Source organism: Blautia segnis, assembly GCF_014287535.1.
GTDB lineage: Bacteria > Bacillota > Clostridia > Lachnospirales > Lachnospiraceae > Blautia_A > Blautia_A acetigignens.
Window position 1 is genome coordinate 42,787 of record NZ_JACOOT010000008.1, and the last position, 15,904, is coordinate 58,690.

General features: G+C 42.9%; 13 protein-coding genes. 1 reads left to right on the plus strand and 12 read right to left on the minus strand.

The annotated features are described in order from the left end of the window. Positions 1 to 19: 19 nt before the first annotated feature. The 4 genes from H8S54_RS02945 to H8S54_RS02960 all read right to left on the minus strand — a co-directional run bounded on the left by H8S54_RS02945 (position 20) and on the right by H8S54_RS02960 (position 5,414). Positions 20 to 1,348, minus strand: a complete 1,329-nt coding sequence (locus H8S54_RS02945) for an ATP-binding protein (RefSeq protein WP_021926486.1) — start codon at positions 1,346 to 1,348, stop codon at positions 20 to 22. Further along, positions 1,345 to 2,055, minus strand: coding sequence for a LytR/AlgR family response regulator transcription factor (locus tag H8S54_RS02950; RefSeq protein WP_117849373.1), 711 nt, complete (start codon positions 2,053 to 2,055; stop codon positions 1,345 to 1,347). Before H8S54_RS02950 ends, H8S54_RS02945 begins: the two co-directional genes overlap by 4 nt. A 223-nt stretch (positions 2,056 to 2,278) precedes the next feature. Continuing rightward, positions 2,279 to 3,853, minus strand: a complete 1,575-nt coding sequence (locus H8S54_RS02955) for an MFS transporter (protein ID WP_243176604.1) — start codon at positions 3,851 to 3,853, stop codon at positions 2,279 to 2,281. A gap of 109 nt (positions 3,854 to 3,962) precedes the next feature. Then, complete coding sequence (locus H8S54_RS02960; protein WP_117849374.1) at positions 3,963 to 5,414, minus strand: family 43 glycosylhydrolase; 1,452 nt, start codon at positions 5,412 to 5,414, stop codon at positions 3,963 to 3,965. Positions 5,415 to 5,885: 471 nt separating this feature from the next. On the opposite strand from H8S54_RS02960, the gene H8S54_RS02965 reads away from it, so the two are divergent. Then, entirely contained in the window at positions 5,886 to 6,344 is a 459-nt protein-coding gene (locus H8S54_RS02965) for a DUF2798 domain-containing protein (protein ID WP_021924850.1), read from the plus strand. Positions 6,345 to 6,417: 73 nt separating this feature from the next. Here H8S54_RS02965 and H8S54_RS02970 read toward each other — a convergent pair whose 3' ends face one another. The 8 genes from H8S54_RS02970 to H8S54_RS03005 form a co-directional block, all read right to left on the minus strand. Further along, the gene (locus H8S54_RS02970; RefSeq protein ID WP_186900870.1) at positions 6,418 to 7,947 is read right to left on the minus strand and encodes a hypothetical protein; all 1,530 of its coding nucleotides are present in this window, start codon (positions 7,945 to 7,947) and stop codon (positions 6,418 to 6,420) included. Between the two features lie 74 nt (positions 7,948 to 8,021). Continuing rightward, positions 8,022 to 9,026 carry an alpha/beta hydrolase family protein gene (locus tag H8S54_RS02975; RefSeq protein WP_021924848.1) on the minus strand — a complete coding sequence of 335 codons (1,005 nt, stop codon included), beginning with the start codon at positions 9,024 to 9,026 and terminating at the stop codon, positions 8,022 to 8,024. 177 nt (positions 9,027 to 9,203) lie between these two features. Next, the gene (locus tag H8S54_RS02980; RefSeq protein ID WP_021924846.1) at positions 9,204 to 10,496 is read right to left on the minus strand and encodes an ATP-binding protein; all 1,293 of its coding nucleotides are present in this window, start codon (positions 10,494 to 10,496) and stop codon (positions 9,204 to 9,206) included. Next, positions 10,493 to 11,203 carry a LytR/AlgR family response regulator transcription factor gene (locus H8S54_RS02985; protein WP_021924845.1) on the minus strand — a complete coding sequence of 237 codons (711 nt, stop codon included), beginning with the start codon at positions 11,201 to 11,203 and terminating at the stop codon, positions 10,493 to 10,495. Before H8S54_RS02985 ends, H8S54_RS02980 begins: the two co-directional genes overlap by 4 nt. Positions 11,204 to 11,444: 241 nt before the next feature. Next, entirely contained in the window at positions 11,445 to 12,323 is an 879-nt protein-coding gene (locus H8S54_RS02990) for an Rpn family recombination-promoting nuclease/putative transposase (protein ID WP_186900871.1), read from the minus strand. A gap of 572 nt (positions 12,324 to 12,895) precedes the next feature. Then, positions 12,896 to 13,963 (minus strand): DUF4179 domain-containing protein, encoded by a 1,068-nt coding sequence (locus H8S54_RS02995; protein WP_186900872.1) that lies wholly within the window; start codon positions 13,961 to 13,963, stop codon positions 12,896 to 12,898. Further along, positions 13,953 to 14,570 carry an RNA polymerase sigma factor gene (locus tag H8S54_RS03000; protein WP_317259467.1) on the minus strand — a complete coding sequence of 206 codons (618 nt, stop codon included), beginning with the start codon at positions 14,568 to 14,570 and terminating at the stop codon, positions 13,953 to 13,955. The genes H8S54_RS02995 and H8S54_RS03000 overlap by 11 nt, the downstream gene beginning before the upstream one ends. A gap of 103 nt (positions 14,571 to 14,673) precedes the next feature. Continuing rightward, on the minus strand, positions 14,674 to 15,663 hold the full coding sequence (locus H8S54_RS03005) for a nucleotidyltransferase family protein (protein ID WP_021924840.1): 990 nt from the start codon (positions 15,661 to 15,663) through the stop codon (positions 14,674 to 14,676). Positions 15,664 to 15,904 lie beyond the last annotated feature (241 nt).

Consider the following 15,904-nt stretch of genomic DNA (forward strand, 5'->3'; position numbering starts at 1 on the left):
ATCGCTGCGGGGTGTTTTTTTATCGTTTCATAGGAATCAAAATCTTCAGTTCAAACCAGTTATCCGTCTTGCCGGCAACCACAGAGCCGCCGTATTTTTCCACAATCTTCTTCATGCTCTTCATTCCATAACCATGGAAACGTTTATCTGCCTTGGTTGTGATCGGAAGTCCGTCCTGAAACTGAATGTCCTCCTCGCAGTAATTCTCTGTACGGATACGGATAAACTGTCTGTCCTGAATTACGTGAAGGGCAATCAGCCGCTTCTCCCGCTCTTTGATCTTCACCACGCTCTCAATGGCATTGTCCAGCATGTTTCCAAAAAGTGCACTGATATCCATATCCTCCATAAAATTCAGGAGCTGGCCTTCACCTATGAATTTCAGCTCAATGCCATGCCTCTGGCAATGCATGCTCTTGCTTGTAAGAATGGTATCCAGAACCTTATTGCCTGTCTTGTTCTGTGTCTCATAAATCTTGATCTCGCGCTCCATCTGCGCCAGATATTCCCCGGATTTCTCAGAATCCGCGCCGCTTTTCAGCAGATTGATCTGGTGCTTCAGATCGTGATATTTCTGATTTACAATGTCAATGCTCTCCTTGGAAAGCTTATAATTGCTGTACTGCATGTTCATAATATTCCGAAGGGTATCCTTCTCGAATCTTAGCTGAATCTCCTTCACCTGGATATGATATGCATAAAGCACCGCCATACCGCTTAAGTCTGCCAGGGTACGGATAATGAAAATATCCATAGCAGTTCCGCCGCTGAAAAGACTGTTTGCATCTACATAGCTGAGATTGCTGATGCCGTATACAATTGCGGTCACAATGCAGGCAACGATCATCTCCCGTCTGGTAATCTGCAGTTCCTCAATATCTTTTTTCAGATAGCGCTCAATAAAATAAATGATTGCGTAAATTACCGCATAAATCAATACCATGTGAACACAGCTCCAGATCAGCTGCTTCATATTTCCACTTTCAACAGCAGGGAAATCGCCTGTATAAAAATAAATAATCTGCCAGCAAAGAGAAGCCGCAAATTCTGCGCTGATAAACGCCTTTGCACAGAAGAACCCGGTCTCCCGCCAGGACAGTTCCCCTGCCATTTTAATATACAGAAGCATCAGGCCAAACACACAAAGCATAAGAGGGATAAAGAAAATCTGCTTAATCCCGTCCGTGAAAAACATTACCAGGAAAATACTGATAAAGCTGAGCACGCTGTACAGATATTTCCACCAGTCCTTTTTTCCACGACCTTCTACAATTACCATTACAAAAGCAGAGAGCCAGTAAGAAATGGCATAATAATAACCGGGTGTATTCACTACTGTACTGCTCATTTTCCCACCTCATTCATATATTCATTCAGGGCATCCAGAAATGGCTTGCGCCTGCTGCGGCTTACCTGAATGGTATCGCCGTTTACCATAATGTCACTGCCCTGATAGGTCTCCACAAATTCCAGATTCACAAGATAACAGCGGTTGCACCGGAAATATCGCTTGGGGTTGAACTGATTGTCCGTATCCCGCATAGTTCCCTTTGTCTCAAAATCCCCGTCCAGGGTGTGGTAGATCAGCACATGATCCTGCACCTCTACATAGCAGATCCGTGCTACATCCAGCTTCTTCTTGCCGCCCTTTAAGACAATGGTAATGTATTCCTTCTCAGGAGCCTTCACCTTGGACAGCGCCCTTGCCATGCTCTCGGAAAAAGAGAAGTAGGAAATGGGCTTGAGAATATAGTCCAGCGCATTGACCTTGTACCCCTGAATGGCGTACTGGGGCATATTTGTGATAAAAATAATAATCACGTTGGTATCCAGCTCGCGTATTTTTTCCGCTGCCTTCATTCCGTTGAGAAAAGCCATCTCGATGTCAAGAATAATCAGATCGTAGCTGGCTGTATAGTCAGTCACAATGTCCTCTCCGTCCTGAAATTCCGTAAGAGAAAATTTCACCTGATTTTCTTTTTCGTATCTGCTCAGACATTTCTTCAAAGCTTCCCGGTCATGCCGGTCATCTTCCACAATCGCAATTCTTACCATAGTTGTTCCTCACCCGTTCCGTAATATCTCTCTAATATGAAAACCAGCTGCGTCCGCCTGCGCTTCACAGTATTTCCATTCCCCCTCTGAATTTCCATACTGCTGGTACTTTTCATAAAAAACGGCCCTCCGGTACAGTGATCACTGCGCCAGAGAGCCGAATCACTTATACTTGCTTAATAAGCATAGTATAACAGGAATCAGGTTCTGAAACAATTATATTTTATTTTTTAAGGGCTGCCTTTTTCTGGTTTTCCTTGATAGTCTTCTGATCCTCCTCGATGTGCTTCTCCACATCCAGGCGGCTCATAAGGATAATAACAACGGCATAAGTAATCACATCCGCAGCCAGGAACGCAAACGCAAGCACCTGCTCCACGCCGCCCATCTGGCGGTAAACCACCTGGCCGGTGTAATTTGCCACATTTTCAATGATCTCCAGTGTCTGCGGGTTGCATGCAATACCAGTGTTGCTGTAGCCTGCAAATGTGAGAAGGCTGTTCAGTACACCGATGCAAAGTCCGCTAAGACCAACCATAATGGAGCTGTAAACAGACATAGTAAATCCGTCGCTTCGGAAACCGTTTTTCGCTTCCAGGTGATCCAGTACATCAGAAAGAAGTGCCATAGTGACATACACTGCCGGAATACTTCCGATTCCCTTCAGTACCATACTGGTTGCAACCATTCCAAAGCTGTGTACATTTAAGAAGCAAACCAGTCCGCCTACAACGGAGAAGCACAGTCCTGAAACAACGGCTCTCTTTTTACCAAGCTTACGGGCAATGGGCCATGCCACTACCATACCAACCGCAGTTGGGATTCCGCCAACCAGACCAAGTGTTGACATCAGTACTCCGGAAGTCTGCTCCGGATTGGAAGAATTGATAACGCTATCAAACATCCATCTTACATAGAAACTCATGGAGCTGTTCTTGATCAGCTGACCAAACTGGAAGATCAGGAAGTAAAGAATGATGATCCACCAGTATTTATTGTGGATACAGCCTTCCAGCTGTTTCTTCAGCGGAAGCTTCTCTTCCTTTACATTCAGGTTTGCTGTCTCTTCTGTAATACGCTCTCTTGTAAAATAGTACTCCAGCATACAGCCAAATGCACTTACTAGGCAAAGCACGATGGAAATGATTCTCCAGTGCGCATAGCTGGCATCCACATCAATTCCGCCGTCCTTTGTCACAAACAGGAAGCTCTGCAGAAGGATCGGCACAAGAATGCTGGCTCCAACTCCTGCGGATGCAACCATTGCTGCATTTGACAGGGTTGCCAGAAGTCCGCGGCTCTCAGAATTTCTGGTGGAAAGAGAAACCATGGAGCTGTGTGCGCAGTAAAAGCACGGATATGCAAGCGCATAGTACAGATTGTAGGAAACTGCGATCCAGATCATCTGAATAGCATTGCTTCCCTTGTTTGGTGTCATAAACATAAGGATAATTGCCACGATCAGCATAGGAGCTGCAAGAATCAGGTACGGTCTTGCTTTTCCCTGTGTGGATCTGGTGTTGTCGATCCACTGTCCAATCATCAGGTTTCCGAGAACTACGAAGATCACGGATACGATTGGAAGAAGTGTAGCAAATGCTCCGAATTTTGTCCAGCCAAGTACATCCACATAATAACGGTTCAGATATGCACCAAAGATGGAGTTGGCAAACATGGCACAGAATGGAGCCAGAAAATAACCAATGATCATTTCCGGGATTTTCACCTCATCAGACTTGATCCTGGTTTTGAAAACCGGCTTTTCTGCAACTTTTTTTGCAAAATTAGTAATGTTCAAGTGTTTCGCCTCCTGGGTTTATTTGACTCTTAAGATAAACTCTTTTCCCTTTTATTTAAACTTTGTCTGCTATTAGCAGATAAAGTATTTCTTGCTTTTTAAGGCGTTTTTACTTCAGGTCAAAGGACATAAAGTCAAACGCACCAGTTCCCTTGTAGCTGAAATACAGTGCCTCTTTCTCGCCAAGTCCGCTTAAATCAGCCGCAAAGCCATGCTGCTCTTTGCAAGGTTTCACCTGGATCTTTGCCACTGGCTTGCCGCCTTCCTCTGTGGTCACATAAACAACTCCAGTTGCTTTTCCCTTAATGTTAATGCGAACCTTTGAGGTCTCACGCAGGTCAAAATATTTGAAACCTGCCACTGCTCCGTCGCACATATTTGCCACATACTGGTCAGAGCCCTGTTCACGGTCTTTTCCCTCCTGTGTCAGATATGGATGACCAGACTTGAAATGCTTGATCATGCTCAGGAAACGGGTTCCCTTTTTGCCATATACGTTGCAGGCGATGTAGGAAGGATAGTTTCCTTTTCCCTTAAGCGGTCCGTCATTCAGACCACAGGAGGTCATCTCTGCCTGATAGAATTTGCCATTCTCGAAGCGGATGCGCTCTGCACAAGCCTGACGGGAAGACTGCTTACGGTTACTGTGTCTGTGATAGAAAACATAATAGCTTCCATTAATCTCGATCAGGCTTCCGTGAGTGTTTCCGGTACAGTTTCTTGCATTTTTTACATCTGTGATTCCAGGAAGGCCGATGTCCCCGTTGCTGACCAGAACACCACCAAACTCAAAGCCCTCTGTAGGGTTATCGCTTGTTGCATAGCAAAGCTCATGGCTGTTCAGGGAGCTGTAGATGAAGTAATAGGTTCCATTGAATTTACGCATGGAGCTTGCCTCCAGGAAGGGATGCCCCTCATAAGAACTTCCTGGTGCTTCTTTCTCACTGGCAATTCCAATGTATTTCGGTCCCATTTTTACAGTAAGCATATCTGCGGGGTCCAGCTCGAAGCACATTGCACCGTGCTCAGTCGGCTTGGAGCCATCAAGCAGAAGGGGATTTCCCTGAAGGGCAAAGCCTGTGTAAAGATACAGCTTTCCATCGTCATCCATAAAAATGCCCGGGTCAAACTGCAGTGGCTCCTCTTTCTTTCCAATAGGAGTGCCGTCTGCATATTTTACATAACCATAGAATTCATATTTGCCTGCCGGCTTGTCACAGACAGCCACAGAGATCATCTTGGTGCCGCCCATGAAATAATAAAGATAAAATCTTCCGTCCGATCCCTGGATCATATCCGGTGCTGCCAGACCATTTGTAAGACGGATCTTCGGCGCTGCCGGATCCTGCTCTCTTTTGAAAATAACACCCTCATAACGCCAGTTGCCAAGATCGTCTACCGGTGCTGACCAGCATACATAGTCTCCAAGACAGAAATTCAAGCCGTTAAAAAGATCATGAGAACCATATATGTATACACGTCCGTCCACAATATGCGGCTCCGCATCCGGCACGTATTCCCAGCTTGGCAAATACGGATTTACAGCCTGCTTTGTTTTCATACTTCATCCTCCATTTACTATTTTTGCTTTGCTGCCCGCGCTTAAACATAAGCTTCCCAATCAGCAGACAGCATGTTTTATTTTATGCAAGTATTATAGCATCTGAATTTTCCCGTACCCGTTTTTAGCGCAAAGTGTATGAAATTTATCGCAAGTAGTACAAAACCGATGCGCAGCTTGCAGGACGGGCTGCTACTCCTTCACAGTTATGCACAAAAAAGGCACTGTGAAAATGTGCAATTCTCACAATGCCTTTTTCACTCAAAATATATAAAATTTATCGCCTTCTGCAGATATCCATAAATTTTTTAATTGCAATTCTCCGATTATCTGGTATAATAATCACTCGGTAAACAACTTCATAACAAATTAGCTCTGGTATAAAATTGGAAACGACACAAGTGTACGCTTGATAACGAACAACACATGTGTCTTTTTTGTACTCAAAATTCAAAAAAGGAGAAAAATTTTATGCCAAAAACAAAGTTTCAAAATGTAATCTTTACCCTGATGATGTCCTTTCTCATGGTTTACGCCATGATCTGCTACAACATTTCCCTGAACATCGGCGGAATGAGCAACCAGGTATTCCTGATGGCCTTCGGTGAAATGAAAATCATGTGGCCGGTTGCATTTGTGCTGGAATTCTTTATTGTGGACAACCTTGCTCATAAACTTGCCTTCCGCATCGTCACACCAAAGGACAGACCATTTGCAATCACAGCAGCAATTTCCATTATGATCATCTGCATCATGTGCCCGGTCATGAGCCTGATTGCCACAATCTTATTCAAAAACGCAGGTTCCCAGTTCGTTGCCGTATGGTTCCAGACAACCTTCATGAACTTCCCAGTTGCTTTCTTCTGGCAGCTCATGTACTGCGGTCCCCTTATCCGCTTCCTCTTCGGCAAAATGTTCCCGGAGAAATAATCAGTATTTGAAAAGGCATTGCAGGATTTTCGCTTCCTGTAATGCCTTTTGACTTATATCTTCTATATAGATTTTATTTTGTATACACAAGTTTCGTTTCCCCAGTCATTCCATAATCATCTGGGTCTGGGGTGCCGAAGATCCAGCCGTCGTAGCCCTGGGTGATCATAATGTTGCGAAGGGAGCTGGTCACGCGCACGGTAATGGTATTTTCACCGGGCTGTATGTAGGCAGTGAGGTCAGCGGTGCGGCGGTCCATGTTGACCGGGACTTTGGTGTCGTTGATCCAGATAGCGGCGGTTCCGCCCTGGAAGCTGTCGGCCTGGAATTCAATTTTGCCTGAGTTCGTTTTGGCAGCTTCTGAAGAAGCTGATTCTGTGTCGCCTTCGCTGGCTTCAGTATTTTCTGCAATCTGCCATTCATCTGGAAGTTCAAATGTAGTGGTGTAGGTTCCAATACCAGACACAGTTTCACCAACAGACTCTATATCTTTCCATGAAACCAGCTCAGCCAAGGTTCCGACGTCTATTTCTACGTGATTGGTTGTGTAAGCAGCTTCTGTTGTGGTAACTCCGGTATCCTCGTTTTCCTCGGTGCGGGTTACTTTCTCGCCAGGCTCGTAAGAATCTATGGTAAGGTTCCAGTTACTCAGTGTAAGTACATTATTAATAGAACTTTTTTCCTGCAGTTCATCTACTGCTTCATTGCCTTCTTTCTCTTTTGCACCAGCTGCATTTTTCGAAACATTCTTCTCAACTTCTGATTTCGTATCTGCAATGTCTTTTGCTTCATTCCTTGTTCCTTCTCCAGAATTCTCTGCCTCAATCTGCTCCACAGAGTTTTCTCCGTCATCCCCATGCTTCAGTGCAAACACCATCGTCTCTCCAGGTGCCGCATCCACATGCAGCACAGTTCTGCCATCTTCATAGCTGACGCCCTGAACCTTTTCCACGTTTCCGCTCCAGGTGTCGATCACATAAGGCTCATAAATTCCATCCAGTGAAATTTCACCCTCGTAGTTTTCCTCATCCTCATACATGTAGTGATAAAGATAGAGATAATCTGCATCCTCTGCACTTCTCATAACCGGAAGAAGCTTTGTATTTGCCTCCTTGTACTCCACTCTTGGAGATACCCCAAGCTCCTGAGATGCCGCTTCCTCATCCGGTGTAATGGAAATCAGGTTGGCTGTGGACCAGTGGGTTCCGCTTGTCATGCTTACGCTCATCCCAAGACGGTTGCATTCCTCAATAATCACTTTCGTGTCATGAATCCACTCTGGAGAACCCCACGCGTAGGTTTCCTTGTCCAAATACTGGGACTCATCCAGAGTTACAAACTCAATTCCGCCATAACCATCGTCATAAAGTTCCTGCACAGATTCCCGCAAAGTCTCATCTGTATGAGAACCTTCTGCCAGCCACCAGCGGGCATAAGGTTTATATTTCATTTCCGGCTGGGAAAATTCCGCTGCAATCTGATTGGCAAAGTCGTCCTCACTTCCGTTATTTTCTGCTGCACTTACGTGTATCAGTGATCCATTCAAAGACATGGCAGCCAGAATTGCTGCCATAGCTGCGGCCTCAAATTTTTTCCTTTTCACTTTTCTCCTCCTTTTAAAAAATGGGCACTCGATAAGAGCACCCCATATTTTATTTCCAGCAATTCAATCTGAGATTATTTTTCCTCTAAGTGAGCATCCAGGAATTCCAAGCCTACCGTTTCCGCATAATCCCTTCCCTCTTCGAAGTTCATCTCAAATCCATGAGTAGAACGCTTTCCATATATCGGAACCAGAACAGAGCCTTCACTTGTATAAGACTCTTCCAGTGCTTTTTCAGAATAGCTATATGGAACCAGGCTGTCATTAATTCCGTGAATTAGCATAACATCTCCGTCATACGCACTGATGGTTCCATAAACATCTAAATCATAAACTGCCTTCACATATTCAGAGCCAACCGTTCCAACTGGCATCTCCGCCTCGCCTTCTGGAATATCTTCTGCAGATGCATAGGTCTCCTTTGCATTGTCCGCAATGCAAAGTGCCGGATAAACTAGGATCATAGCCGCCACATCATCCGCACGGTCTGCCGCTGTCAGCGCACTGACAAGTCCGCCCTGGCTCTGTCCAAGAAGGAACAGATGATCCTGATCCACATAATCCTTTGATTTCACAAAATCCATAACTGCGCTTAAATCAGACTTCTCTGTCATAACCGTCATGTCCATAAAATCCATATCGCTGTTTCCATTCTGGGAACCGCCGCAGAAATCAAAGGTATAAACCACATAGCCGTCCTGTGCTGCTTTTTCCGGCCATTTCGCACGCTCCATCATTTGGGAAGTGGAGCCGATTCCGTGACTCATAATGACCACCGGATAAGTCTGGTTTTCGTCAAAATCAGCTGGATAGTAAAACTGTCCGTAAATATTGTTGTCTCCATTTTTACACCAGGAAACCACTTTTGTGCAGCCATCCAGTTCGGTGGTGTAGCCTTCCTCTATTTCTGGATTTGCTTCCTCTGCTTCGCCTTCTGCTTCAGAATTTTCTTCTGTATCTGTACTTTCCGTCTCTGCCTGCACATCTGCATTCTCTTCTGCCCAAACAGATGTTGCTGCACAGCCTGTGCTTAATACTGCTGCCATACCAAGTGCCAATAATACTTTCTTCTTAAACATCTCTCATTCCTCCAAATTCGTTGACTTATTATGAAAAAGTTTATCATCCTTACTGGCAGTTTGCTACCATACTTGCATAACCTTGCATTTTTCCGTCATAATCTTCATTCATGCAAGTGCCTTTCATCCGACCAGTAAAAATATAGCGTGCATAAACATTTACGCACGCCACGCTGCTCATTTTTCCATGCTTGGCAGGGGAATCAAAATATTAATATTGAACACTCCGTCCTCCGCTGTCACGGACATATTTCCGTGATGATTTTCCGTAATCATCTTAATGCTCTTCAGACCAAAACCGTGATGCTCTTTATCTTTCTTGGTTGTCTCAAAACCATCGCCAGATTTTTTCAATTCTCCCTCATAATAATTTTCCTCATGAATGGACAGGAAATTTCCCCGGGTACGCACCAGAATATTGATTGTCCGTTTCTCTTCCTCTTCCAGATGGGAAACAGCAGTCACCGCATTGTCCACAATATTTCCAAACAGGGAACAAAGCTCACTTTCTGATAAAAAATCCAGTTTTTCTCCCTCTGCGATACAGGTCATGTTAATTTTGTTATATTCACAGTAGAGTTTCTTTTCTGTGAGAATGGTATCCAGAATCTTGTTTCCCGTCTGAAACATAGAATCATAAATTGCCAGTGCTTTCTGGATTTCCTTCGCCTCTTTTTCGTAGGCACTTCCAGACAGACTTTGCAGACGCTTGAACCAATGCTTCAGATCATGGCATTTGATATTGATCAGTTCCATATTTTTTCTGGAAAGCTCATATTGCTGCTGTTTCTGATAGAGCAGATCTTCCAGCTGCTGCTTCTGGGCAGAAATGGAATTGCGCTTCAAAGTACCAAACTGTACCATCAGAAGCAGCAGACAGGCAACCATGGAAAAAATTTTCCACGCAGCGAAAATCTCTTTTGTCTCCACGCCAAGCATATGGTCTACCATATAAAACTTAAACACCGTATCAATCAGCCCTGCTGTTACCAAAAGCAGCAAGAGGAAACCCGGGTGAACGGTTACATGCTCCGTTTCATCGATTCTCTTTTCCATAAAATGCAGTACCATATATACGGCCACTGCCAGCAACACTACATAAAGCAGAATAAATGCAATCCCATCGTTTATGTTCAGAAAAGTCTGTAACAGAATAAACACGCTGTACAAAATAATCTGGGTACTGTACGCCGCCACACTGACGAAAAAGATTTCCCTCACAGAATTTTCATAGCAAAATACCATGGTCAGCATGCTCAGAAGAAACATGATTATGATTCCCGGGATACTTTCCCACATGGTTTTGGTATTGCTTACAAAGAGCAGCGTTCCAAACAGACAGATTCCGCTTCCGGCAGCCGCTCTTATCCAGAACAGCGGTTTTCTGGCAAAATTACGGCACATCAGGAAACTGAACAGCAGTAATTCAAAGGTAAGTTCACATTTCCAGACAATCTCCCATATGTTCATGCGCTGCATCCTCCTACATAATCATTCAGGGCTTTCATAAAGCTTTTCTTCCTGGGATGGCTGATCTGCAGCTGGATTTCCCCAATGCTTACCAGATAACCTTCCACAGAAGTCACGTAATATAGGTTTACATAATAGCAGTTGTTGCATAATGCAAATGTGTTGTTTGGAAGTTCTTCCATTACCTTTTTCATGCTGCCATAGGCTTCCACATCCTTTTCCTCAAGATGATAGATTACTTTGTGGCCCAGTACTTCCACGTATTTGATTTCGTCTATAGAGGTTTTCACAAGGCCGTTTCTGGTGTTGATGATGAACTGCTGTTTTTCACGGGAATGGATTTGCTTTACCGCCCGTTTCATTTTCAAGCTGAAGCTGAAATAGTTAAGGGGCTTTACAATGTAATCCATAGCATCCACCTCATAGCCGTGAACCGCATACTGTGCCATGCTTGTCACAAAAACCAGCACTGCCTCTGTGTTTCTCTCCCGGAATTTCCGCGCCGCCTCAAGCCCGTCCATGTACGGCATCTGAATGTCCATAAATACCATCTGGAAGTCCATTTTCCGCTGTTCCAGAAAATCCATGGCATCATGAAACTCCGTTATACTAAAATGCTCATTCTCCTCTGTCTCAAACCGTCCCAAAGCATCTGTTATTATTTCTCTGTCTGTATCGTTATCTTCTACAATCGCAATGCGAAGCATTTTTCCTCCTCCAATCCCCAAATATTCCCACACTTCTTCCATAATATCTTATCTAAAATAATAACATTTTTCCACGCTTCTGCATCTTTTTAACGCAATATGCTGTTTTTTTATCGTGTATGGATAGTTTACATGGACAGATTGCATAATTACGGTGATTATTTCCCACGTTCCGTTTCAAGAAATAAAGAAAAGTCCCTTTACAGCTATCTTTCAAACTGTAAAGAGACTCACCCAATGTTTATGCCATTTCTACTGCAGCATCTTTACTGAAATTTTTGCACCATTTCTTTACCTTTGAAAATGGCAGATTCAAAATCTCGGATATTTCTTCCTGCGGATAACCCTTCGCGAACATGTTATAAACAACTTTTTTATTTCTTTCTTTTTCTTTTCTTTTTAAACGTTGCTTATGCTCTTTGAGACGCTTTTCAACTATTTCTTCCGCCATTTCTCCAGCCATCTCTTCTGCCATTTTCGGAGCCATATCAGCCGCCATATCTTTCGCTATTTTAGCCGCCATCTCTTCCGCCATTTTAGGCGCCATCTCTTCCGCCATTTTAGGCGCCAGTTCCTGAGCAATCACCCTACCCTCTATCTGCGCCTGCAATTTTACCGCACCGTCCCATGCTTCACACATGTCCTTCACCTCCATAACTCTTTCATCCACAATCGTATACTGCTCCAACAAAATCCCCAGAAACCACCTGGTTTCCACGCTTAACTTTTGTATTTCTTCTTTATGATCTTCTATGTACTTTCTCAGTTCTTCCTTCTTCCGGCTATGGTTCATAATCTTAAAGATTTCTTTCCATTCCGTATGGAACAAATCTGGATTCTGCTCATGAATGTCAACTAAGCCAATATCATATTCAGGAAGCTGTCCTGAAAATTTCTTCACTTCTTCAGGAATTTTCATCATTTCCTGTAAATGCTGTTTGCTGATCCAACGTTTCTCGCCCAGATAAACTACCAGATGAAAAACTGGAATCAATGGTTGACGTTCATGAGTTTTTTCAGAATCATCTTTTTGCTTGCGTGCTTTTAACTGATTCGTATATTCGACTCCATCATAAGTAAGACAGCGTACCGGCATTTCATAATCAGCACTGGATTCCACTTCACATGCAATCAGGAATCTACAGCCAGGCTTATCATAAAGCCGTAAAAAATCACGCTCCCTTTCCAGATAAATTCTCTTCGTTCCATTTTGAGAAGAACTGTTTTTCTTTTGTAAATTTACCAGATCAGCAGTATCCGCTACTGATACCCGTTTTTTCCTCTGTACTTCTTTCAGATACTGAGCCTCAATAATCTGCTTCCCTGCAAATACAGTTCCATTAATCAGATCCGCAAATCGCTCATGGTCTGCCAGATATTCTTGCATTCCCTGGTCTTTAGCCCCAAAGGCCTTCACCTTCTTTCACTTTATACTACTTACAGGAATTTGCTGCCGAACGGCATAAGAAAAATACAGAGTTCCTGAAATGTAGTACCAGAGTATCACAAAACCAAGGCCAGTTCAATGACTTTAGAAAGTTTTAAGAATATCTATTTTATTGTTTGCATTTATATAATATCATTTTTGTTTTAGGAACGCAATGCTCTATGAGATGATTTGTAATCAAATTAAAAATATATAGCCAGCTACCAGCTATTTTTCACTGATGGCTGTCTTCTATTCCTATTAGTCTACTCTTGCAAATCTATCATAAACCCATCTCCAACCGGAACTGCTCTATCCTCCGGATTTTCATTTTCTCCATACTCACTGGAAGATTCTTCTACATAAAATTCATCATCCCCATCCTGATATACAAATTGGTTTCCAGCATCGTCTGCATAATAATATAACTGCAAAGTTAGCTGTTTCGCATTTGGAGAAATTCCGGAATCTGTCAGATCAAATACAAGATCTGGATTTCGATATGAATTCAGTTCAAAAACCAGTTCATTTCCAAGATCATCTTCTCCGCGGATCAAGAATTCATCATTTTCTGCCATATCTGGCAATTCACCATAAATTGTTCCGCCCAAAATATTATATTTAATTTTTGAAATAGCAATGTTTTTCCCATTTTGCAGCTGCATGGATTCCTTAATGGGTATTTCCTTCGTATCTGCGGCTAAGGTTTCCAGCGTAGCAGTAAAGGAAAAAATGTATTCATCCTTCTTCTCAATCTGATCATCTTCCGTTTTAAATGTACCAATCGTTATATCAATTTTCTGTGAACCAGACAAATCATTTCGGTAAAATTTTGCCACATAACTTTTAGAGACTGCATCATCAGCTTTCGAATTAGTATTAAACGAATACTGCCCCTCCAGTGCTAAATTTTTCCCATCGATTACGGCCTCGGCACTGTTCATGGATATATCATTATCACCGCTCTCATTGCTCAAAGAATAAGCAATCCACAAATTCTCATGATCCATCGCCACTTCCTCTAAAGATACTGCAATCCCGTTCTTTCGAATCGTTTTCTGAATTTGTTTTACATAATCATCCGCATCTTCTGTACTGCCTAATATCCTGCTAATTAAAGAAGTCATTTTATTCCAGGCAGCTTTGACCTCATTCTTATGTGTTGCTCCTATTGCCACTGCAATTATTATCACAACACAGGCAACCGCAAACCTCATATATTTTCTGAACACTATGGTTTTATTTTCTCTCCAGGGTTTTGAAGCCTGATAGATGTAATTTTCATTAACATCCGCAAATACCTCCAGAAAATCCCAACCCTTGTTATCCTGCATAGCCAGCCTCCTTCAACAAAGCGTAAAGTTTTTTCCTGCTGCGTGCCAAAACTGATTTTATTTTGCTTTCCCCACATCTGTGTCTGTTTGCGATTTTCTTTATAGAATCCATGTACCAGTAACGTCGTATAAAAATATCCCTGTCACGTTCAGAGAGCCCCTGCAAAAAGTCATTGAAAATTTCTACAATTTCTTTCCTTCGCAAATACGCATCAATTTCTGAAGAAATTACACTTCCTAACTTCTCTACCTCTCCTGCAATATTTTCCATGTGAGAATTCATTCGCTTTTGTGCATTTCTTTTGCGATATCGGTCAATTGCGGTATTTCTCGTAATCTTTGAAACAAAAGGAGCTAATATAGAAGGCCTTTTCGGAGGAATACTATTCCATGTAAAAAGCCACGTATCATTCACACATTCTTCTGAATCTTCCCGGTTATATAAAATGTTATGCGCAATCAAGAAGCACATATTTTGATACTTGTTTTTTGTCTCTGTAATCGCACTTTCATCTCTGGCAAAATATAAATCTACAATCTGTGCATCATCCATTCCGTGATTTTCTTTCCAATGCTCCTGTATATTTTGTTTTTCATCATATATCACGCAAAATTTTATCATCCGTCGCATAGAATGCAGTATTTCTTAAAAAAAATCCTCTCTGCAATTTACCCACAACTGCAAAGAGGATTTTCGCTTTCCTTATCTTTTAATCTATCACATCATTCTGAAACCTTGACAAATGCTCATAGGGCAAGATCAACCTGCCGCGGAACAGGCCGCAGCCGTCGTTGATGAGGCTGTTGTTGACGGCGGAGAACATGTTGACGTCCAGATCGGCAAGCTCCAGCTGAAGAAGGCGCATGCCTCGCTCGTAGGCTTCGTCGAAATAGACGCATTCTCCTTCCGGAATCACATCCCTTCTGGCACGTTCATCCTGCTGGCGTTTCTCGTAGCCTAAATGGTTCGCAGGACCAATTTCCGCAATATCATCCATTTTCTGGGTGCGCAGCTGCACTTCCATATAGGATCTTGAGCTGTTATCATAAAAAGTAATATGTAAGGACTGATAACCGTATTCACTGGTACCACAGATATAATCTCTGTAGTATGGCTTCACCTCTTCATCCAGCAAAGGTGATGTACTCAGCTTCACTCCCTGGGCAGACTCCGCAGTAAACCCTCTCTCTTCCAGGAATCCCGGAAGCACGTTTGCAATCTTATAAAGATAGCGGATAGAAGCCTGCTCCTGGTCTTCTCCCGGTTTCAGATGACATCTTGGCAGACAGACTACAATCCTGTATGCAATAAAGTCACGGAAACAGCTCAGCTTGTTTTTCAGCTCAGACACAGGCGGATAGGTTCCATTTTCCCGGTAATAATTATAAATATATTCCACAATATATCCGTTAAATTTCTCTTCCGCCCGAATCAGGGATTTAATTCTTCCCTTAAAAGTAAACGCCAGGAACGGATATTCATGGGCCATATATTTATAAAATTCACGGATCTTCTGAGACTGGGCTGTCAAGAAATCGTTGTGCTCCAGAAGCTCCGTGATCTGAAGCAGGAAATTGCTGTGTACCAAATCAATCTCATTATAGTTCTCCTTGGCTTCCCTGCGCAGATCCTCCGTATATTTCTGCAGAATCTTTAAAACCGTATCACCGGAATATAAATAATCGTTTAATGTAACCATACTTGTCACCTCGCTCCAAAGAGCATACTTTCTCATAAATTGTAATTGCGCAAATTATTTTATACATATTCTAACAAACTTTCACAATTTAGCAAGAGAAAGTTTTCAATAGAATGCAACGAAAAAGGCCAGTACTGGATCAGAATAATCTCAGTACTGGCCTTTTCGCATACGGAATCTGGCAGCATTTTAAGATTCCGCATGTTCCGTATCATAATAAAATTGGAGGACTTTATCTATG

Bases quoted from the DNA above. Each gene is read 5' to 3' on its own strand.
- H8S54_RS02975 (WP_021924848.1), bottom strand. From the start codon at position 9,026: ATGTTTAAGAAGAAAGTATTATTGGCACTTGGTATGGCAGCAGTATTA.
- H8S54_RS02980 (WP_021924846.1), bottom strand. From the start codon at position 10,496: ATGAACATATGGGAGATTGTCTGGAAATGTGAACTTACCTTTGAATTA.
- H8S54_RS02965 (WP_021924850.1), top strand. From the start codon at position 5,886: ATGCCAAAAACAAAGTTTCAAAATGTAATCTTTACCCTGATGATGTCC.
- H8S54_RS02960 (WP_117849374.1), bottom strand. From the start codon at position 5,414: ATGAAAACAAAGCAGGCTGTAAATCCGTATTTGCCAAGCTGGGAATAC.
- H8S54_RS02995 (WP_186900872.1), bottom strand. From the start codon at position 13,963: ATGCAGGATAACAAGGGTTGGGATTTTCTGGAGGTATTTGCGGATGTT.
- H8S54_RS02985 (WP_021924845.1), bottom strand. From the start codon at position 11,203: ATGCTTCGCATTGCGATTGTAGAAGATAACGATACAGACAGAGAAATA.
- H8S54_RS02945 (WP_021926486.1), bottom strand. From the start codon at position 1,348: ATGAGCAGTACAGTAGTGAATACACCCGGTTATTATTATGCCATTTCT.
- H8S54_RS02950 (WP_117849373.1), bottom strand. From the start codon at position 2,055: ATGGTAAGAATTGCGATTGTGGAAGATGACCGGCATGACCGGGAAGCT.
- H8S54_RS03005 (WP_021924840.1), bottom strand. From the start codon at position 15,663: ATGGTTACATTAAACGATTATTTATATTCCGGTGATACGGTTTTAAAG.